The sequence below is a fragment of the Paenibacillus terrae genome (assembly GCF_000943545.1).
Lineage (GTDB): Bacteria > Bacillota > Bacilli > Paenibacillales > Paenibacillaceae > Paenibacillus > Paenibacillus terrae_A.
On sequence record NZ_JTHP01000070.1, the window covers coordinates 1 to 21,073 of the forward strand.

Here is a 21,073-nt window from a genome sequence, read left to right on the forward strand (position 1 = left end):
GAATATCGTCTCAGCGTTTCTTTTAAAAGCTTTTTATTTCCCAACTATAAAAATCAACCCAGCTTGATTTTGGCGAACTTCCGTTTACCAACCTGCACAATATCGCCTTCCTGCGGCGTGTATGCTTCGTTTACATCGGTCCATTTCGCTTCGTTAATTTTGACCGAGCCCTGCTGAATGCTGCGTTTGGCTTCACCGTTAGAAGCCGCAAAGCCCAATTGAGTCAGCAATTGGATGACACGGATGCCGCCATTTTCCAAATGATCCGCCGTCAAAGTGAACTCTTCAATATCGTCAGGCAGCGCTCGTTGCTGGAATACAGTCACAAAATGCTGCTTCGCTGTTTCCTCCGCTTCCTTACCGTGGTACATGCGTACCAACGTTCCGGCCAGCTTCATTTTGGCGTCACGCGGATGCACTGAACCGTTCTTAATGCCTTCCGCCAGCTCAGCCAGTTCCTCATTGTTCAAATCTGTTGCCAGCTCAAAATATTTAAGCATCAGTTCATCAGGAACCGACATGGATTTTCCGTAGATTTCGTTCGGCTCCTCATCGACACCAATGTAGTTGCCCAGACTTTTGCTCATCTTCTGCACGCCATCCAGCCCTTCAAGCAGTGGCAACGTAATGGTGGCCTGTGGCTCCACTCCGTATTCCTTTTGCAGAGTTCTGCCCATCAGCAAATTGAACTTTTGATCTGTACCACCCAGCTCGATGTCGCTTCGGAGTTCCACGGAATCCATCCCTTGCATCAACGGGTAGAAAAATTCATGGATGCTGATCGGCAAGCCGTTTTGGTATCTTTTCGTAAAGTCATCCCGTTCCAGCATACGTGCGACAGTTACTTTAGCGGCCAGAGTTACCACATCCGCAAAAGACATGGGCGCCAACCAATGGGAATTGTAGTATACCTTTGTTTTTTCGGGGTCCAGAATTTTGAATATCTGCTCCTTATACGTCTGAGCATTGCGCTGGACATCTTCCTCGGTCAGCTGCTTACGAGTTTCCGATTTGCCTGTCGGATCACCAATCTTGCCCGTAAAATCACCGATGATAAGTTGTACCTGATGACCAAGCTCCTGAAACTGGCGTAGCTTATGCATAACGACCGTATGCCCGATGTGAATATCCGGCGCCGATGGGTCAAGTCCTAATTTAATTTGAAGCGGCTCACCGCTAACGACCGATTTAATAACCTTACGCTTCAACTCGTCCTCCGGTACAATTTCTGCCACACCACGTTGAATCATATTTAATTGACGTTCTACCTCTACCTGCTGTTCAGGCTTCAACTCTTCCCACTTCATCCTGTATACCTCCTGTTTTTATCCAAAATATTACATATTAAACAAACCAAAAAGCCCCTTTCATCCCAAGGGACGAGAAGGAGCTGCTCGCGTTACCACCCTAATTAAAGAAACGTATGTCAAAGACAAGCGTTTCTTTCACTTCATTCCTATAACGGGCCTACACCCGGTACTGGATTACTATAGTCAGCTTCGCAAATCTGCAAAAGCTCTACCATTCATCCAGACAGCTCCAGACGGTAATTCAAAGGAGGGTCGTTACCGATTCGCACCACCCATCGGCTCTCTGCACAACGTGATTCCACCTTCTACTGAAGTCTTTCTCTGCTTTTCACGATATTTACTTTGACCTATTTATAACACACCACTTTTATAGAGTCAACGACACCAAAAGACAGGCTTTTTAGCATATGGGTTCATTTTGTAATTTTATGCTATAATAATGGCTGTTATAAAGGAGGAAGACTTAATGGTTGAAGAAAAAAACAATGTGTCAGAGCCAAAGCCTTCCCGCTTACGGACATACATGCGAAGGCTCGGCCGTGTCATAAAGTGGGTCGTCATCATCGGTTTTATGGGAGCGCTGTTTGCAGGAGGAGCCGCAGCCGGCTATGTAGCCTCTATTGTGAAAAGCGAGCCTGTACGCTCCAGATCCATGATTGAACAGGAAGTAGACAAAAATGCAATTACAGGCTTCGCTTATTTCAATGATGGCTCCCCTATCGGACAGCTCCGGACAGAAGAAGATCGACGTCCTGTCACGTTTAGGGAGATTCCGCAACTCGTCATTAACGCAGTCATTGCTATTGAAGATAACCATTTTTACGAGCATAAAGGTGTCGATCTGTCGGGAACGCTGCGGGCTATAAAACAAAAAGCGCTGCATGAATCCGTACAAACCGGGGGAAGCACCCTGACCCAGCAACTCGCCCGTCGTGTCTTTCTGAATCTGGATCGCACGGATGACCGCAAGGTCAAGGAAATTTTGCTCTCTCTACGCCTTGAGCGCTTCCTGAGCAAGCAGCAAATTATTACGGCCTATCTCAATAAAGTACCTTTTGGTAACGGATCAAGCGGTTATAACGTCTTTGGGATCAAAGCTGCGGCCAAAGGTATTTTTAATGAGAATGATCTGAATGAGCTGAATGTGGCTCAAGCCGCCTATCTGGCAGGTCTGCCACAGCTTCCTTCCTCTTATTCCGCTTACAACGGTAAGGGTGAATTTAACGAGTCCGGCTTTAAAAGGGCGATCAACCGCCAGCACCTGGTACTCAGCCGAATGCTGGAGGAGAATAAAATCAATCAGGCACAGTATGATGAGGCGATGGCTTTTGATATCAAAAAGTCGCTCGCTCCACGCACTGTTAAAGCCTACAACACGTATCCGTATCTTATGATGGAAACGGAACGGCAAGCGGCACAGGCACTTATGTCAGTCACAAATCCGGGTCAAGCGGCCAATGCCAGTGCAGATGCCAAAACCAAGGATGATAACGACTTGCTCAAAGAAGCTGAACAACAGCTTCGAACAGGTGGTTATATGGTATACACCACTATTGATAAAAGCATCTACAAGTCGATGCGCCAAATTGCAGAAAACAAGGATAATTTCTCTTCTACAAGTAAAACCAAGGGTGACGAGCAAGCGGCCGCCATTCTTATCCAGCATAAAACAGGCGCGATTCTCGGTATGATGGAAGGCCGGGATTTCCAAAAGGAACAGATGAATTATGCTACCCAGATGGTACGCCAGCCGGGATCGGCTATGAAGCCGATTGCCGCCTATCTCCCTGCATTGGACAGCGGTCTCGTGCAGCCTGGCAGCATCGTGGATGATGCACCTATTATTTTGAAGGATGGCAGCAATGGGTATCACATCCCGAAAAACGCCAATAACCGCTATCAGGGGCTGGTTACGGCCCGTTATGCGTTGAATCAGTCACTAAATACGATAGCACTCAAGCTGTTTAACGAAAAAGTAGGTATCAGCAAAGCTTGGGATTTTGCCAAGAAGCTAGGCATTACCACCTTGGAACCAAGCGATAACAATGCCCAGACAGGTGTACTCGGCGGCTTGGCCCACGGGGTCACAGTCGAGGAACTGACGAATGCTTATGGTTCGATTCCAAATGGCGGTGTATTTAATGACGCCTATATGATTGAAAAGATTGTGGACTCGCAAGGCAATATTGTTTATAAGCATCAGCCTAATCCTGTACAAGCCTTTACACCACAAACCGCCTATCTGATGACGGATATGCTGCGTACAGCCGTGTCGGAAGGTACAGGCAGACTGGTGAAGCGTAATTTCGATCAAGCTGGCAAGATTCCGATTGCCGGTAAAACAGGCACTACACAATCCTATACCGATGTATGGTTCGAGGGCTTTACGCCTGACGTCACACTGGGTGTATGGGTTGGTTACAAGCAACCTGTCAATAAGCTCGAAACAAAAGCACAAAAAGAGCGGGCACGTCGCCTTTGGGCGCAAATCATGAATGAAGTGACCGCAAAGGATCCGGATCTGTTCCAAACCGACAGCTTCAAGCGACCAGACGGTATTGTAACAAGAACAGCGTCCGCATACGGTTCGGATATTTACAACAGTAAGTATCCACCCAAAAACAGTGAAAATGGTGTCACTCGTGCCAAATATATTACCTATCAAGGTGTCAATTACATTCCACGGGACGGCACACCGGATGACATGTTGAACGAGCGGACCGTTAGTAAACGGGAAAAACCGATTTCAGAGCTGATTAAAGAGCTCCAGCAAGCCTTTACGGTGATGAGACGACATAATTCGTTGTCCTACTATCTGCCTCAGGATGCAGATAAGGCGGCTCCTACCCAGATTGATCCGCGTAAAGACGATGGAGCCGATCCTAGTGCTCCGTCTAACGTTAGCGTAAGCTATAGTGACGGCAAAGCTATGATCAGCTTTAGCCCAAGCGGAAACAGCGATGTCGTAGGATACCGTCTATATCGTTCTACGGATGGAGGCAGCTTCCAACGGCTTGGCAAAGTCGTCATGGCTGACGGCTCCAAAGTGTTCTCTGACAGCCCGGGTGGTGGCAGCTCCAGCTATTATGTAACCGCCGTGGATGTAGGCGGGCATGAGTCAGGGCCAAGCTCCCAAGCAAGTGCAGCGCCTGTAGCACCACCTGTTGATCCCGAGAATCCAGCTGTACCGGGTGAAGGAAATGGAACAACTGCGCAGCCTACGGAGATTCCTACCGCTCCTGGGCAGCCTCAAGCGAAAGCAGCAGGCTCAGCCGTAGCGCTCCAATGGAGTGCAGGAAAGCCTGCGGATGCGATTACAGGCTATAAAGTGTATTACAGTGAAAGCGGTGCGGAGCCTTTTACAAACATCGGCTCCACCGCATCCACCAGCTTTCAATATAAAGCGGGCAGCAAACCGAAGGGTTGGTTCCGCATCACTTCCATGAATGCCTTGGGGGAATCAGCTCCTTCCGGAGCCGTTCGTCCATAAAAGCTCACAACAGCAACAAATACTGATATTTGGTAAAAACCCACTTTATCAGCACCAACAAAAGGGGAGTCCCTCAGCCATCACGGCTTTGGAGACTCCCTTTTTTGTATCTTTCTTAAAAAGCATTTCAATCCTCTATGGTAGACAAATCTCCTGTAGGAAGATTAAGCTCCCAGGCTTTGAGTACACGTCTCATAATTTTACCGGAACGGGTTTTGGGCAGCTTTTCCTTAAACTCAATTTCGCGTGGTGCAGCATGGGCAGACAGCCCTTCTTTGACAAAGCGATAAATATCCTGCTGCAAAGCTTCAGAGGGGGTGTAGCCTTCACGGAGCGCGATAAAAGCTTTAATGATCTCTCCCCGTACGGTATCCGGCTTTCCGATCACTCCAGCCTCCGCTACAGCGGGATGCTCCAGAAGCTTGCTCTCGACCTCAAAAGGACCAATTCGCTCCCCGGACGAATTAATGACATCATCAATTCGTCCCTGAAACCAGAAGTATCCGTCCTCATCCATATAAGCAGAATCACCGGACACATACCAGTCTGAAAAACGGAAATACTCCTGAAATTTGTTTGGGTTGTTCCATATACGGTTCATCATAGACGGCCACGGCGTACGTATCGCCAAATGCCCCATTCGGTTAGGCGGCAGCACTTGCCCTCTGTCGTCGAGAATAGCGGCCTGAATACCAGGCAAGGGCTTTCCCATCGAGCCGGGCTTAATCGGCAGCTCAGGGTAATTACAGATCATTTGGCCACCCGTTTCCGTCATCCACCAGGTATCATGAATACGCTGCTTATATACCTGCCAGCCCCAGCGCACCACCTCGGGATTCAGCGGCTCTCCGACGGACAGCACATGCCGCAGGCTTCCGAGATCATATTTGTCAACGATATCCTCCCCTGCGCTCATGAGCATCCGAAACGCCGTAGGAGCGCTATACCATACGGTCACCTCGTGACGCTCAATGGTTCGATACCAGTCCTCGGGGCTAAAACGACCGCCACGAATAACATTTGTTACTCCATTCAGCCATGGGGCAAAAATGCCATATGACGTTCCGGTAACCCAACCGGGATCGGCTGTACACCAATACACATCATCTTCACGCAGATCCAGCACCATTTTTCCGGTATAATAGTGCTGAATCATCGCGTTTTGCACATGATACACGCCTTTAGGCTTGCCCGTTGAGCCTGACGTGTAATGAATAATCAACCCATCCTCACGACTCAGCCATTCCGGTTCAAGTTCCTCGGAGGACGCAAGCATTTCCGTTTCAAAATCAACAATCCCTTGCTCCCGTTCGTCCACGTCGCCAACCACAAAAATATGCCGCAGCTCCGGAAGTTCCTCACGCTTTACGCGCGAGAGAAGTGCAGGCGTCGTCACCAGCGCCACCGCCCCGCTATCTTCCAGCCGATCCTTGACCGCCGTTTCCATAAACGCCTCAAACAAAGGCCCGACGACTGCGCCTACCTTCAAAATGCCAAGCAGACTAATGACCAGCTCAGGTGAACGCGGCATGAATATAAATACCCGTTCCCCTTTGCCAATGCCGTATTTTCGCAGCACATTACCAAACCTGTTGGAGCTGGCACGCAACTGAGAAAAGGTGTAGGCTTCATGGCGGTTCGCGTCACAATACAACAACGCCGTCTTGCTGCCTCTCCCTTCCTCTACATGTCGGTCAATCGCTTCATGCGCCATGTTCACTTTGCCTGATTCATACCACGTAAAATGACGCTCTGCATCTTCCCACTGAAAGCGGTTGTAAGCTTGTTCATACGGGCCCATGTTGGATGTGGGAACTACAGCCTGGAGTTCTTCAATCTTCATGCGTTCAGCCTCCTCACGATATAATGAGAATAATACAGAACATGATAACGCTTACAAATTCAATACAAGCATGTCAATTCCTTTGTTTAACATCTGATAAGCGACTAATTGTGAACAATTTATGTCTAAAACAGTATATCATAGGTGAGGATGTGACGACCATCCTTTTCATTTATTTGTTTTTTTGCTATAAGTAGGGGATATGGAGAGCTAGGTCACGGCAAAGAAGGAGGCGCATGTATGCAGCATTTAAAACTGCACCATTTGGACACGCTGAGCCATAACGGGCAAAAGATCTACGTAGAAGGCCCCGTATCCGCTGATCAACTGCGTTCATTTCAAATGCATTCACAACTGGACGCCTTTCGCAAGCCGAAGGAGCAATTCGACGCGCTGATGGATATTTCGGGACTACCGGAAGGCAGGATTATCATCGCTCATGATGGGGAAACCATTCTCGGATACGTGACTTTTCACTATCCGGATGAGATGGAACGCTGGTCGGAAGCCGGAATGAAGGACCTGCTGGAGCTTGGAGCGATTGAGGTAGCCGACGAATATCGCGGACTGGGTCTGGGAAGCCAAATGATCCGGGTCGCCTTTGAGGACGGACAACTGGAATCCTATATCATTTTTACGACTGAGTACTATTGGCATTGGGATTTAAAAGGCAGCGGTCTCTCCGTATGGGAATACCGCCGCATGATGGAACGTCTGATGAAAACGGTGGATATGGTCTGGTACGCTACGGATGATCCCGAAATATGCTCCCACCCGGCGAATTGCCTAATGGTCCGAATGGGAGAGGATGTCCCCCTCACATCACGGGAACAATTTGACCGTATCCGGTTTGTGAGAAGGTTCATGTATTAAAATGTTACACCACTAGCCATTTAACCCAAATGCTTCAGCATATATTCCACAATTCGATGCGAACGATGGGAAGATGCTACTGTAAATTCGCCAAAATTAACGTGGGCAGATCCGTCTGCCTTATCAGACATAGAGCGGAGGACAACGTAAGGCACAGCGTTCATATGGGCTGTCTGCGCCACTGCTGCGCCCTCCATCTCGGTACAAGCACCGTCCATCTCCTGATGCAATGCAGCTACCAGCTCACGGCTGGCGACAAACTGGTCACCGGAAAGCACCTTGCCGACAATATAACGATCGCCGAAGGATTGACAGGCTTGCTCAGCCAGACGAACAAGATCAGGATCAGCCGCAAACTCCGAGGTATCCTGATAAGGAATGACCCCTCTGGCATAACCCAAAGGCGTTACATCCATATCATGCTGCATACATGTGGAGGAAATCACAATATCCCCAATATTTAAATCCGGATGCACTGCCCCTGCCACTCCTGTAAATATGATTTGTTCCGCTCCAAAGCTATCGATAAGGATTTGTGTCGTTACCGCAGCATTGACCTTACCTACACCGGACTTGCATACGACAACCTGTTGACCGTGAATGACTCCCTTTGTATAGGTGATTCCAGCCTTGACCGACTTACTAGCTTCAGTCATTGCAGCAAGCAGCAGCTCAATTTCTTCATCCATGGCACCAATTAATCCATAAATTCGGCTCATCTCAAATCCCTCTATTCTTTGTTTAATGATGTGCATTATGGACTATGTATTCACGAAAAAAGCCCCATAAAAGGAGCTTTCATCGAAGGTCTATCCTGTTAACAAATTTGTCTAGTCTAAATAATTAACCGACAACCGCAAAATCGTTTCATGCGGCAAAATAACGCGGGGATTTTCCACATTTTCCTTCTTCATCAGCTTGGTCAGCAAACGCATCGCTACTGCACCCAAATCGTACATCGGTTGCGCTACTGTCGTAAGCTGCGGACGAACCATGGAAGCCATACGGATATTGTCCACACTGATGACAGAGAAATCGTCCGGTACTTTCAAGCCTTCATCCTGAATGCTATGAATCGCACCAATTGCCATTTCATCCGTAGCCGCAAAAATTGCGCTTGGCTTTTTCTTGAGGCCCAGGAAATACTTCATTGCCTCCACACCGGACTCATAACGATAGTTCCCGATTCGCACGAGATCTTCCTGATACTCCATTCCTGCTGCTTCCAGCGCTCTCTTGTAGCCTTGGAAACGTGCATAGCCGTTCGCAGGGTCCTGAAGAGTACCACTAATCATCGCGATTTGACGGTGCCCGTGGCGGATCAATGTATTCACTGCATCAAAAGCAGCGGCTTCATGGTCAATATCAACCGAAGGATAGCTGCCTTTCTCATCACTCGTTGCGCACAGAACGATAGGAACCGCAGCCGTATGAAAGGCCTGAATATGCTCGTCCGTTACTGTGCCACCCATGAACAGAAGTCCATCAACCTGCTTTTCGAGCAGCGTATTGATGACACGAATCTCTTTTTCTTTCCTCTTATCGGCATTACACAAAATAATGTTATAGTGATACATATTCGCAATATCCTCAATGCCCCGCGCAATCTCTGCGAAAATTGAGTTTGATATATCAGGGATAACCACGCCGACGGTTGTTGTCTTCTTGCTGGCCAGACCTCTAGCCACCGCATTAGGCCGATATCCCAATTGCTCAATCGCTTCATATACCTTCTTGCGTGTCTGAGGTTTTACGTTAGGATTATTGTTAACTACACGGGACACTGTCGCCATTGAGACACCAGCTTCGCGAGCTACATCATAGATCGTTACCGTCAAATTCCTTCTCTCCATTGCCAATAAATTTTCAACCGAATCCAAGAACAACTAATTAGAACTATGATACGACAAAATACTACTTTATGCAACGACAGCGCTCATTCTATCTATACCAAATGATCGTGAAGCGCACGCGCAGTGATATTCGAATGGGATGTATGCCAGACAACCTCTCCGCCCTTGATCAAAATGGCCTGCGGTGATTCATGCTGCAGCTGGAGCTTGTTCGCAGCCTCATTGGACACCGGCCGGTCTTCTACTACATAAATGATACCGTATTCAATATTTTCGTTGGGAGTGCCTTGCAAATAGGACTCCAGTTCCTGATGTGCGCCAGAGCTAATCGGACAGCGCGTGCTATGTTTAAAAAGAAGCAATGCCTTGTCTGATGACGCTTCCAGCGCCGCATTTAATTGTTGAACAGTAGTCATTTTTGTCATCGTCGCCATTGGATATACATTCCTTTCCGCGTATTGTCGTATGTCCTATTCACATCCTAACAAAAAGAACATGTAAAATCCAATGGTGACCATGAAAATTTTCATTTTTTTAGTTTTTTGTATTCATAAACACCGATTCACTGGTAAAACCGGATAATTGCCCCAATCTTTTCTGTACATCGTTCATCCAATCCTCATCTCCCAGACTTCTCGCATAACGATAAAGGTCCAGCAGCAGATTGATTCGAAGCTCCATTCGCTCCTCCAAAGAGGATTGCCAGTCCACATTAGGATTGTCCGCTTCCTCCAGCACCAGCCTGCGAATAATTTCAGCCAGCTCGTTGTTACGGGCAAAGGAAATGCGCCGAGCCGTAGGCTTGCTCCCCAAATTTTGCAATAGCTCCTTGATGTCCTTCGTTACATGCTGCAAAACCTCACTGGAGAAGCATGAAGGGCATGAAAATACGGGAACATGTAAAATTTCAACCTTGTCCGCATAAACTACCTTTCTCAACTCCAGCCCCATCGGTTTACCGCATTGGCATTGCTTATGCATTTAACCACCTCATTACGTAGGATCAAGCTATATGAGGATTTCATCAGAATCCAGATATATCTATCTACTAGTCTATAAAAGATTTGTTAACTCTATAAAATTTTTCACACTCTTTTTTATTTCGACTTTGGGACCTCAAATCCTTCCACAGATTGCAGCTATGAACAAATTACCAAAGGTTTAGTGGGTTACGGAATGGTGATGCTAGTATTAAAAGAGCTAGTCAATTTATGAGAATGTGCAGAGGAATGGACTTCCGGCGCTCTTTTTCTTAAGATGTATAGGTACAGATATAAAACAGCATGTCATCAAGTGACGTACGAAAGGATGGTTAGATGTCGAGACTTGCCGGAAAAAAGGTTATCGCCCTGGTAGATGAGGAATTCGAGGATCTGGAGCTATGGTACCCCGTGTACCGCGTCCGTGAAGAAGGCGCCGAAGTGCATTTGGCCGGTGCTGAAAAGGGTAAAAAATATATCGGAAAATATGGCGTACCTGCTGAAGCGGAATATGCCTTTGAGGAATTGAACAGCAGCGATTATGACGGGATTCTTGTCCCCGGAGGCTGGGCGCCGGATAAACTGCGCCGCTATCCCAAGGTGATTCAACTTGTACAGGAGTTTCACGCCGCCCACAAACCCATCGGGCAAATTTGCCACGCAGGCTGGGTGCTGATCTCCGCCAAAATTTTGGGCGGTGTCACCGTAACATCCACACCGGGCATTCGTGATGATATGGAAAACGCAGGAGCCATCTGGAAGGACGAAGCTGTCGTGACAGACGGACATATCGTATCTGCCCGCCGCCCGCCTGACCTTCCGCCTTATGGAAAAGCGTTCTGCGATCTGTTGGCAAACAACGCAAAGAAATAAGGCAGTTCAATAAAATAAGCAAAAACACCTTCAAAATCACCACGTTATCCATGGTTTTGAAGGTGTTTTTTATTTCAAAACAAGCTACACAGCCCTTGCATGATTACTTACTGCCGTCCAGGCCCGACTGAAATACAACTGACACTAACTGCGGTCAGCTTGTCTTCGATCGCCGCGCCAGTAGACATGCTGAAGCACGCCTGGGCAACCAGTGTTGCCTTAGCTGCGGACGTGTTCAGCACACGATGCTTAACTCGCAGTAAAGACTGGGGAGACATGCTTAGCTGGTGTATTCCCAACTCCAGCCACAAGGGAATGGAGCGTTCATCTCCTGCCATTTCACCGCAGACACTCACATCAATCCCCGCTTGATGAGCCGCCTGTGCCGTCATACGCAGCATCCGCAGCACAGCCGGATGGTATGGATGGTACATATGGGCAATCTGCTCGTTCATACGGTCTACGGCCAGCACATACTGTACCAGATCATTCGTGCCTATACTGAAAAAATCTGTTTCAGCAGCGAGTAGATCGGCAATCATTGCTGCCGCTGGCACCTCGATCATAATCCCTTGCTGGATATGTGGATTGTAGGCAACCCCTCTCGCATCCAAATCCGCCATAGCTTCCTTCAAGATCGCATCCGCCTGGCGGATCTCCTCCACCGATGAGATCATCGGATACATGACCTTGATATTCCCTGCCGCACTGGCACGTAAAATAGCTGTCAGTTGTGTCTTGAATAATTCCTTCCAATCGAGACTGATGCGTATAGCGCGATAGCCGAGAAACGGGTTTTCTTCCACCGGCAGTTGAAGATAGTCCAGCGGTTTATCCCCGCCGATATCCAATGTACGGATAACAACGGAGTGGTTTCCTGCCTTTTCTGCTACCAGCCGATACACTTCATACTGCTCATCTTCATCCGGTGCAGAGTTTCGATCCATATATAAAAATTCCGTGCGGAACAGTCCAACACCCTGCGCCCCATGCTTCAATGCCGCCTCCAGTTCCTTGACAGAACTGATATTCGCTGCCAGCCTCATTTCAGTTCCATCCTTGGTCACAGCTTCCACGGAAGCGAGCACCTGAAGCTGTTCTTTTCTGCGGAGCTGCTCATCACGTAATGCCGTATAATGATCAATAATGGATTTCTCCGGCTTCACATAAACCTTACCCAAGTCTCCGTCGACAACCATCATATCCCCAGTCTGGACAGGCAAATTGAGATTGCTCTCCAGTCCCGAAACAAGCGGAATGCCCATCGCACGGGCCATGATCGCGGAATGCGATGTTTTGCCCCCATTCATAGTTACAATTCCTAATACATAGCTTGGATTCAAGTGGGCCGATTGAGATGGAGAAAGCTCCTTGGCTACCAGAATGTAAGGCTGTGTGTCCTTCGGAAGAGTTACTTCCGGCGCACCCAGCAAATGCTTGAGCAACCGATTCCCCACATCCTTGATGTCGATCGCCCGCTCCTTCATATATTCATCATCCAGCAGATCAAACATCGTCACAAAATGGTCAATTGCTTCCTTAACAGCCACCTCGGCTGCTTTATATTGACGCTCGATGATTCCACGAACTTCGTTCATGAATTCAGGGTCCTCCAATATAGCCAGATGCGCATCAAAAATGCTGGATTCCTCCGGTCCCACCATTTCCCGAAACTCATCCTTAATAAACTGGATTTCACTTTTGGATGTGCGTATCCCTTCATACAACCGCTCGAATTCCTTTGCGAGATCCACCGCATCCATTTTCTGCTCAGGTAAATCCCACTCCCAGCTCGGCAGGACAAAAGCCTTCCCGATTGCCACACCTGCTGCGGCGCCGATGCCTTCTATCATGTCTCTACCCCTCCAACATTCCTGTCATGCAGCACAACGGACATTACCGAGGTCTGACCTTTTTTCACTGTTTTAAACGGAGCAAAGCTCCATGACTTCACGCGATCCGGATTCGTAATGACCATAGGGGTCACTAAAGATGGAGCTTGTTCCCGCAGCGCCTGCAAATCAAATTTAATCAGCAATTGTCCCGGTTCCACCGTATCACCTGCTTCTACCATAGCAGTAAAATTCCCTTTTAGCTGTGAAGTATCAATCCCTATATGAAGCAGAACCTCAAGTCCCTCTCGTGTAGAAATGCCCAAAGCGTGCATGGTAGGATACAAATGCATAACCGTACCATACACCGGAGACACAAGTTCACCTCGTTCGGGAACAAAAGCAACTCCGTCCCCGACCAGCTTCGTCGCAAAAATTTTGTCCGGCACCTCGTGAATCGGCAGCATTTTTCCGTGCACAGGAGCGTTGAACAACACTTGAGGAAGATCACGCTCCATAAGCTTCGCGATTTCCTCACGAATCAGCTCCGAATACGTACCGAATACAACCTGCAAGTTTCCCCCGCCCAGGTTGATGAGTCCGGCCGAGCCCAAAGCTTTTATCGCTCCAGTATCAATCAGCCGGTCATTGTGGACGGTGAGGCGCAATCGTGTAATGCAGGCTTCCACCCGAACAATATTTTCCTTCCCGCCGAGCGCCTCCAAAATGAGCGGAGCGCTGTAGGGAATATTGCCTGCCCAATCCTCCAGAACTGAACCTTCCTCGCGACCTGGAGTGGGAATACGGAACCTCCGAATCGCCCAGCGGAATAGCACATAATACACCAGCCCATACGCCACCCCTAACGGAATCAACAACCAGGCGTTATGTGACAGATGGAAATTGAGTACGTAATCTATAAAACCCGCTGAATATGAAAAACCGTGATGAATATCCAGCTCAAAGGTAAGCCACATAGCCAGACCGGACATGACTGCATGAACAAGGAACAAATAAGGAGCAGCAAACAAAAAGGCAAACTCGATTTGTTCCGATACACCGGTAAAAAAGCAGACCAGGGCAGCAGTCAAAAATGTCTTTTGCACCTTTGGCTTCAAGTCTTCACGTGCTTCCTGAATAATTGCCAGCGCAATGGCTGGAATCGCAAACATCATGATCGGAAACAACCCTGACATAAAATAGCCCGCCGTCGGATCTCCAGCAAAAAATCGGGGTAAATCCCCCTGCACTATGTTGCCTGACGGTGTTTTATATGTACCCAGTTGAAACCAGAATATATTATTAAGCAGATGATGAAGGCCAAAAGCCGCCAGCACCCGATACAAAATACCATAAACAAACAATCCAAAGCCGCCCAAGCTCAATTCCAGACCTGCTATAAACTGTAATCCTCTCTGAATGAGTGGAGCCACAATCAGCATCAGTCCTGCGAACACGGCGGAGAACAAGCCAATTAGCAGTAAAACAAATCGAGTCCCTCCAAAAAATTGGAGTACCTCGGGCAGCTTAATGCTTTTGAAGCGGTTATACGCCACCCCTGAAATGACACCTAAAATGATGCCAATGAGCGTCGCCGGATGAATGAGTCCGTTTCCAAATCTCAATGTGACCTGATCATATATTGCCATACCAGCCAATGCCGCCAATCCCGCCTGACCTGCCTGATTTGACATGCCGAGTGCTACACCAACCGCAAACAAATACGGCAAAAAATAAAAAATCCCGTTCCCTGCCGCATTAGCCATATCAGACACCATTGGAAATCCCCAAGTGGACCAGGGAAGGCTACCGAGACTTAGTAATATAGCAGCAGCCGGTAACACCATCGTCGGGAGCATGACAGCACGACCAAGCTGTTGTAAGGATCCGAGCCAATTCATGGCATTCCTCTCCTTTCTATCCCTGATGGTAAGCCGAATAAATACTTTTGTCAAAGCGATTCTCTTGCTTGATAAAAAATACTTATATACGCTTTTAAAGATCTGAATAACTCCATTTAAATGGCTTATTTAAGTTATAATTGCTTGTTTATCAGCTTGGACCATGTTATTCCGAAACAAAGGGGAATGCAGCAGCGATTCCATTACCATAACCAATAAAATAAGCGAATTCACCAAGATAATATCACCATAATGGCCTACATACATTATATGGATTCCTGTAAGTATAATATACGGCTCCTGACTAAACTTAAACAAGCAACTGAGTGAAAAAAAGTAAAGCCAAATATAGTTTAATTCGACACTAAAAACCTTCTCCCCGTATTTCATCGGGGCGAAGGTTTTTCTTCATGTCCAAATTATCCTTTGCGTACAGCTTGGGTTACGGAATCCTCTACCTTAATGCAGCGATCCATAATAACCGTCATTCCATGCTCCTGCGCGATGTCAGCGGCTTCCTGGCTGATAATGCCCTGTTGAAGCCACAAAACCTTGGCACCAATGGCAGCTGCCTCACGAGCAACCTCCGCGCAGTACTCACTGCGACGGAATACATTGACCAGTTCCACAGGCTCAGGTACTTCTTCGAGACTTGCATAGCAAGTTTCTCCTAAAATCGTTTGCCCCGCTGCCGCAGGATTAACCGGAATAATCCGGTATCCCCGCTTTTGCATAGCATAAGACACCATATACGAGGTCCGGTCCGATTTATCAGACAAACCTACAACCGCAATGTTGCCTACTTGTTCCAAAATGCTTTTGATCTCTTCTCTTGACGGATTTTCAAAAGCCATCCTGTTCCCTCCTGTTCACTTCTAAAGCTTACTATTATTTTACCCACTCTACAGAGGCGCCAAGCGTCGTCAGATGGTCAAAATATTGCGGATATGATTTGGCAACATGATGCGCATCCTTGATCACCAGCGGTTTCTGGGCCCGTAGACCAACTACCGTCAAAGCCATAATAACACGGTGATCAAAATGCGCGTTGATTTCAACGCCGCCTTCGACCCCCTCTGGTCGGCCATGTACGATAATTTCAGCCTGACGTTCCTCCACGCGAGCTCCGGCCTTGGTCAGTTCGTTCAAATAATCGGTAATGCGATCACATTCCTTGTACCGCAAATTTTCCACATTATAAAAACGGGACGTGCCGTCAGCAAATACAGCGGCAGCCACCATGGCCAGCACAGCATCGGTTGCAGCATCGCCGTCAAACTCGATTGCCTTCAAACGTCCATTCCCCTTCACGACAACTGTGTCGTTCTTGTGCGTCAGCGGTACTTCCATCATGCGAAGCACATCTACAATAGCACGTTCTCCCTGCTTGCTCTGTTCCTTTAGCCGATGGATGGTGACATCCGAGTTCGTTACGGCAGCCGCTGCCAGCACCGCGGCACTGCCCGGGTAATCCCCCTGCACTGTATACGTGCGGGGCTGATAAGATTGTCGTCCCGGAACACGGAAAGACATATAATCGTCACTTGCATGAATGATTATACCTGCCTCTTGGAGCACCTCCAGCGTCTGACCAATAACCACCTTGGACTTCAGATCATGCAGCACCTCGATTTCGCTGTCTTTCTCCAGTAAAGGTGTAAGGAATAGTAAAGCGCTCAAATATTGTGAGCTAACCGAACCGGACACCTGAATTTTGCCGCCCTTAGCTTGACCGCCCTGGATACGAATTGGCAACTTACCTTCGCGATGGTCCACTCTCACACCCAATTGGCCCAGCGCATCAATTAGATCATCATGTGGTCGTTTACCCAATGAGTCAGGATATGTATTAACGAAAGTAACATCCGGACATAAGGATGCAATTCCCATCAAAAAACGGAGCACCGCTCCGGCATTCCCCACATTTAACTCCTTCACAGCACGAGGATGGCTACCAAAACCCGTAATGACAATTTTTTCGTCATCCTCTTCCAGCACTGCCCCCAGATCAGCGATACAACGACGCATAGCATCACTATCCTCACTGTGTGCCGGAAAATAAATGGTACTTTCTCCATCGGCAAGCGCTGCTGTGAGCAGATAGCGTGTAGTGTAGTTTTTGGAGGACAAGGCCCCAATCTCTCCCTGTAAGGAAGGGGTAGGTCTAACGATAACATCCATATTGTACATGCTCCTTTTCGATTCAAACCATCCTAGTTTACGTTAATTATACAAGCTGTAGCGTTCATTTCTCTACCCAAAAAAATATACAATATTCATCTAGGTCTACCGGAGTTTAATCCATCAGATTGATTAGTCTCTATCTGTCTTTAGATTAGCCCAATTGACAGCTTAGAGATAGCTTCGCTATCATACATGGAGAGTGTGATGTTTTGCACACGTCAATAACACACGCAGCACCCATTTTACATTAGAAAAGAGGTCTAGCCATGACGCAAATCGCCCTGATTGAACCTTCCGAGCTTCGCGCACGCCTGCAAGCAGGAGAACAACTGCAATTGATCGACGTTCGCGAGGCAGAAGAAGTAGCGGAAGGCATGATTGACGGTGCCAAGCATATTCCGCTCGGACAGATTCCGAGTCGTCTTGAGGAAATTGAACGTACCGGTGAAATTATCTTTATTTGCCGGAGCGGTTATCGTAGCGAACGAGCCTGCGAATATTTACAACAGCTCGGTTATGAAGGCTGCACTAACATGACCGGCGGTATGCTGCAATGGTCACAAGAGCAGTAAAATGCTGCTCACCACAAGAGACGGGATCTTCCCGTCTTTTTGCTATAACCCAAAGCTTAGACGCGGTAATGCGTTAAAATATCTTGTTCTTATCATACCACAGCGCCAAAAGATTACACAATCCTCCAGCTTCATCCTCATCCAATCAACCATCCACGAAATCAAAAAACGGAAGCTTCTTCTACCACAAGGGTAAAAAAAGCTTCCGTTGTATTACATTAATGCTATCCTTACATATCCATCAATTTATTAGAACCATTGGTGATGGAATACGCCTTCTTTATCCACACGTTTGAACGTATGCGCACCGAAGTAGTCACGTTGCGCTTGCAGCAAGTTTGCTGGCAGACGCTCAGTACGATAGCTGTCATAGTATGCGAGCGCGCTGGAGAAGCCTGGCACTGGAATACCTTGAGATACAGCCACGGAAATCACCTGACGCCATGCGTTTTGGTAAGTTTCTACTACATTTTTGAAGTAGGAATCCAGCAACAGGTTTTTCAGAGCAGGATCGCGGTCATACGCATCCTTGATGTTTTGCAGGAATTGCGAACGGATAATGCAACCTCCGCGGAAGATCATAGCGATTTTTCCGTATTTCAAATCCCAATCGTATTCATCGGAAGCTGCACGCATTTGAGCAAACCCTTGAGCATAAGACACAATTTTACTTGCGAACAATGCTTTACGTACGCTTTCGATAAATTCTTTTTTGTCCCCGCTGAAGGATTCAGCATTAGGACCGCTCAGCACTTTGCTTGCCGCAATGCGCTCGTCTTTCATAGCAGACAGGAAGCGGGAAAATACGGATTCGGTAATCATAGACAGTGGCACGCCCAGATCCAGCGCGCTTTGGCTTGTCCATTTACCAGTACCTTTTTGACCTGCTGCATCCAGAATAACGTCTACCATTGGTTTGCCTGTTTCGGAATCATATTGGGAGAAGATGTCAGCCGTGATTTCGATCAGGTAGCTGTCCAGCTCACCTTTATTCCATTCTGTGAAGATTTCATGAAGCTCTTCCGCATTCACATTCAGGACCGATTTCAACAGGTGATAAGCCTCACCAATCAATTGCATGTCGCCGTACTCGATACCGTTATGCACCATTTTTACATAGTGACCAGCACCGTCGGGACCGATATATGTACAGCAAGGGTCGCCTTCTACTTTTGCAGAGATTGCTGTCAGAATCGGCTCTACCAGCTTGTAGGCACTTTCTTGTCCACCCGGCATAATTGCAGGACCGTTCAAGGCACCTTCTTCGCCACCGGATACGCCTGTACCAATAAAGCGGAATCCTTTTTCCTCCAGCTCCTTACTGCGGCGCTGTGTATCAGGGAAGTAGGCATTGCCTCCGTCTATAATAATGTCGCCCTTGTCCAGATGAGGCACAAGCTGCTCAATCGTGGCATCCGTTGCTTTACCAGCTTGAACCATGATCAGGATTTTACGGGGCGATTCCAGTGAGTTCACAAATTCTTCAATGGAGAAAGTACCCGTCAGTTTCTTACCTTCTGCTTCTTTGATAAGATCATGCGTTTTTTCGGGAGAGCGGTTAAATACCGAGACGGTGAAGCCTCTGCTCTCAATATTAAGGGCCAAATTCTTACCCATTACCGCCAGGCCGATCACACCAATCTGCTGTTTTGCCATCTGGTTCCTCATCCTTTGCAACATATTTTTTTATTCTATATCGCCGCTTTACCGCATTACACTTTATGTGAATCGGAACACGTGCAATTCTATTTTAACGTTTTTGGTGTCAGAAGTGAACCCCTGTCTATTCGCAGATCAAAACACCCCATTTTCATGAGGTGTTCAATTATACTAAATCTACATCATTATGCTTCCATCATCAGCAGCTGGCGGGATAGCGCTTGCAGGCGTTCATGGCAGTTCTCGGCTCTGGTCGTATCTCCCTCTGTCATTGCCGTGAAAAGCTTCTCCAATTCATCATCCACTTGCATTCTGAGCAGCAGCAGTCGGGTCTCTCCCTCATTGGAAATATACATTTCCTCCATCTCCTGCGCTGACAGCACTGGTCCCTTCTGATAAATAACGCGTTGCTTAAAACCAGTAACCTCGACCAGACGAATGACCTCACCGAACAAAATATTTTCCACCAAAATATGATGGTCCTTGACTCTTTTGACAATGGCATGGCCTCGGGTGCTTCCAATCAGCTTTTCCAACCACTCCGCCAGCTTGGCGTCGCGGATCACATAATCTCCGGCCAACTTGTAGTGCCCTGTACGCAATTGTTGAAAACGAAGCTTCACCAGCTTGCGTCCGGTCCTTACCGACAGCACCAGGTACGACTCATCCTCGCTCCAGTACAGCGAATATCCTTCCGATATCAAATCCTTGATCAGATTATGGATATGCCGACGGCTAAACCGGAGCTCCAAATTACAATATTCTACCTCGCAGCCCTTGTTCACGGCATTCCCTCCTTTTTCAAGTCCGATTCAAGAAGTCCGGCTACAGCAAGCCTGCGGCTTTCCCGCTTGATCTTCCCTTGCTCTATTTTATACTTCATTTTATGTAAGGGTACTTGGTTATTTGACCTATTTTTATGAGTAACAACGCACAATCCTACTTTTGCCTTATGCGCTTGTCCCAAACCCGGCCTAAAGTCGGTCAAGCCTGCTGACGTTATGCTATAATCGGACATATTACGCCACACGAAATGGCTTAACCCAGTTACAGGAGGAAAAGGTATGACGTTCAGTGGATTTACAGCAAAGGACTTTGATGTTTTTGAAATACCGGGGCTGGAGCCTCGCATGGAGGTACTGATTGAACAGGTTCGACCCAAACTGGAAGCGATTGGTGCGGAGTTGGCTCCTTTCCTGACGGACTTGTGTGGCGAGCCTATGCACGTTCACGTTGCAAAACATGCACGGCGCAAAGTAAACCCACCCAAGGATTCTTGGGTAGCTTGGGCGGCGAACAAGCGTGGATACAAGGCGTTACCGCATTTTGAGGTAGGTATGTTTGCTTCACATCTATTCGTCATTTTTGCGATTATTTATGAAAGTCCGAATAAAACTACGTTTGCCCAGGCACTCAAAGCCAACCTGAGCGATGTACGCTCTAACATACCTGATCATTTTTACTGGTCCATGGACCATATGGCCCCGGAAGGTACAGAGCAAAAACAAATGGACGAGAAGGATTTTCAAACGATCATCGACAAGCTACAGCAGGTAAAAAAAGCCGAAGTCATGTGTGGTATCCGTATCGACCGGGACGACCCACTCGCCAGTGACGGAGCTGCATTGCTACAGACAGTGCGTTCTACTTTTGAGCGTTTGCTGCCACTGTACCAAATTGCCTTCTCGAAAGAGTAACCAGCA

Annotated in this window: 17 protein-coding genes and 1 other annotated feature; of the genes, 5 read left to right on the forward strand and 12 right to left on the reverse strand. The window is 47.7% G+C overall.

Annotated features, from left to right (window positions below; all coding sequences use genetic code 11):
- Nucleotides 1-53 precede the first annotated feature (53 nt).
- Nucleotides 54-1,307, reverse strand: coding sequence for a tyrosine--tRNA ligase (gene tyrS, locus QD47_RS24775; protein ID WP_044648620.1), 1,254 nt, complete (start codon nt 1,305-1,307; stop codon nt 54-56).
- 65 nt (nt 1,308-1,372) lie between these two features.
- Nucleotides 1,373-1,641 (reverse strand) — a binding site (T-box leader).
- A 135-nt stretch (nt 1,642-1,776) separates the two neighbouring features.
- Between tyrS and QD47_RS24780 the strand changes: the two genes are divergently transcribed.
- Nucleotides 1,777-4,800 carry a penicillin-binding protein 1A gene (locus QD47_RS24780; protein WP_044648621.1) on the forward strand — a complete coding sequence of 1,008 codons (3,024 nt, stop codon included), beginning with the start codon at nt 1,777-1,779 and terminating at the stop codon, nt 4,798-4,800.
- 127 nt (nt 4,801-4,927) lie between these two features.
- On the opposite strand, the gene acsA is transcribed toward QD47_RS24780, so the two are convergent.
- Nucleotides 4,928-6,643, reverse strand: a complete 1,716-nt coding sequence (acsA, locus tag QD47_RS24785) for an acetate--CoA ligase (RefSeq protein WP_044648622.1) — start codon at nt 6,641-6,643, stop codon at nt 4,928-4,930.
- A gap of 240 nt (nt 6,644-6,883) precedes the next feature.
- Between acsA and QD47_RS24790 the strand changes: the two genes are divergently transcribed.
- Nucleotides 6,884-7,516 (forward strand): GNAT family N-acetyltransferase, encoded by a 633-nt coding sequence (locus tag QD47_RS24790; RefSeq protein ID WP_044648623.1) that lies wholly within the window; start codon nt 6,884-6,886, stop codon nt 7,514-7,516.
- A gap of 20 nt (nt 7,517-7,536) precedes the next feature.
- Here the strand turns inward: QD47_RS24790 and QD47_RS24795 are convergent, their stop codons facing one another.
- From QD47_RS24795 to QD47_RS24810, 4 genes are all read right to left on the reverse strand, one after another.
- On the reverse strand, nt 7,537-8,235 hold the full coding sequence (locus QD47_RS24795; protein ID WP_044648624.1) for a 5'-methylthioadenosine/adenosylhomocysteine nucleosidase: 699 nt from the start codon (nt 8,233-8,235) through the stop codon (nt 7,537-7,539).
- A gap of 111 nt (nt 8,236-8,346) precedes the next feature.
- Nucleotides 8,347-9,354 (reverse strand): catabolite control protein A, encoded by a 1,008-nt coding sequence (gene ccpA, locus QD47_RS24800; RefSeq protein ID WP_044648625.1) that lies wholly within the window; start codon nt 9,352-9,354, stop codon nt 8,347-8,349.
- 107 nt (nt 9,355-9,461) lie between these two features.
- On the reverse strand, nt 9,462-9,803 hold the full coding sequence (ytxJ, locus tag QD47_RS24805; RefSeq protein ID WP_044648626.1) for a bacillithiol system redox-active protein YtxJ: 342 nt from the start codon (nt 9,801-9,803) through the stop codon (nt 9,462-9,464).
- Between the two features lie 100 nt (nt 9,804-9,903).
- Nucleotides 9,904-10,350: a hypothetical protein gene (locus QD47_RS24810; RefSeq protein ID WP_044648627.1), complete on the reverse strand. Its 447-nt coding sequence runs from the start codon at nt 10,348-10,350 to the stop codon at nt 9,904-9,906.
- A 335-nt stretch (nt 10,351-10,685) separates the two neighbouring features.
- Here QD47_RS24810 and QD47_RS24815 point away from each other — a divergent pair, with 335 nt between their 5' ends.
- Complete coding sequence (locus QD47_RS24815) at nt 10,686-11,222, forward strand: type 1 glutamine amidotransferase domain-containing protein (RefSeq protein WP_044648628.1); 537 nt, start codon at nt 10,686-10,688, stop codon at nt 11,220-11,222.
- A gap of 107 nt (nt 11,223-11,329) precedes the next feature.
- Here the strand turns inward: QD47_RS24815 and ptsP are convergent, their stop codons facing one another.
- The 4 genes from ptsP to aroA all read right to left on the reverse strand — a co-directional run bounded on the left by ptsP (nt 11,330) and on the right by aroA (nt 17,136).
- Nucleotides 11,330-13,075 (reverse strand): phosphoenolpyruvate--protein phosphotransferase, encoded by a 1,746-nt coding sequence (ptsP, locus tag QD47_RS24820; protein WP_044648629.1) that lies wholly within the window; start codon nt 13,073-13,075, stop codon nt 11,330-11,332.
- Complete coding sequence (locus QD47_RS24825) at nt 13,072-14,955, reverse strand: glucose PTS transporter subunit IIA (protein ID WP_044648630.1); 1,884 nt, start codon at nt 14,953-14,955, stop codon at nt 13,072-13,074. Before QD47_RS24825 ends, ptsP begins: the two co-directional genes overlap by 4 nt.
- Before the next feature lie 419 nt (nt 14,956-15,374).
- On the reverse strand, nt 15,375-15,809 hold the full coding sequence (locus QD47_RS24830) for a CoA-binding protein (RefSeq protein ID WP_044648631.1): 435 nt from the start codon (nt 15,807-15,809) through the stop codon (nt 15,375-15,377).
- Between the two features lie 34 nt (nt 15,810-15,843).
- Nucleotides 15,844-17,136 (reverse strand): 3-phosphoshikimate 1-carboxyvinyltransferase, encoded by a 1,293-nt coding sequence (gene aroA, locus QD47_RS24835; protein WP_044648632.1) that lies wholly within the window; start codon nt 17,134-17,136, stop codon nt 15,844-15,846.
- 269 nt (nt 17,137-17,405) lie between these two features.
- Here aroA and QD47_RS24840 point away from each other — a divergent pair, with 269 nt between their 5' ends.
- Nucleotides 17,406-17,711: a rhodanese-like domain-containing protein gene (locus tag QD47_RS24840; protein ID WP_014282339.1), complete on the forward strand. Its 306-nt coding sequence runs from the start codon at nt 17,406-17,408 to the stop codon at nt 17,709-17,711.
- Nucleotides 17,712-17,960: 249 nt separating this feature from the next.
- On the opposite strand, the gene gndA is transcribed toward QD47_RS24840, so the two are convergent.
- Nucleotides 17,961-19,367 (reverse strand): NADP-dependent phosphogluconate dehydrogenase, encoded by a 1,407-nt coding sequence (gndA, locus tag QD47_RS24845; RefSeq protein ID WP_044648633.1) that lies wholly within the window; start codon nt 19,365-19,367, stop codon nt 17,961-17,963.
- A gap of 188 nt (nt 19,368-19,555) precedes the next feature.
- On the reverse strand, nt 19,556-20,155 hold the full coding sequence (locus QD47_RS24850; protein ID WP_044648634.1) for a hypothetical protein: 600 nt from the start codon (nt 20,153-20,155) through the stop codon (nt 19,556-19,558).
- A gap of 279 nt (nt 20,156-20,434) precedes the next feature.
- On the opposite strand from QD47_RS24850, the gene QD47_RS24860 reads away from it, so the two are divergent.
- Nucleotides 20,435-21,067 (forward strand): YktB family protein, encoded by a 633-nt coding sequence (locus QD47_RS24860; protein ID WP_044648636.1) that lies wholly within the window; start codon nt 20,435-20,437, stop codon nt 21,065-21,067.
- The last annotated feature ends 6 nt before the right edge of the window (nt 21,068-21,073 follow it).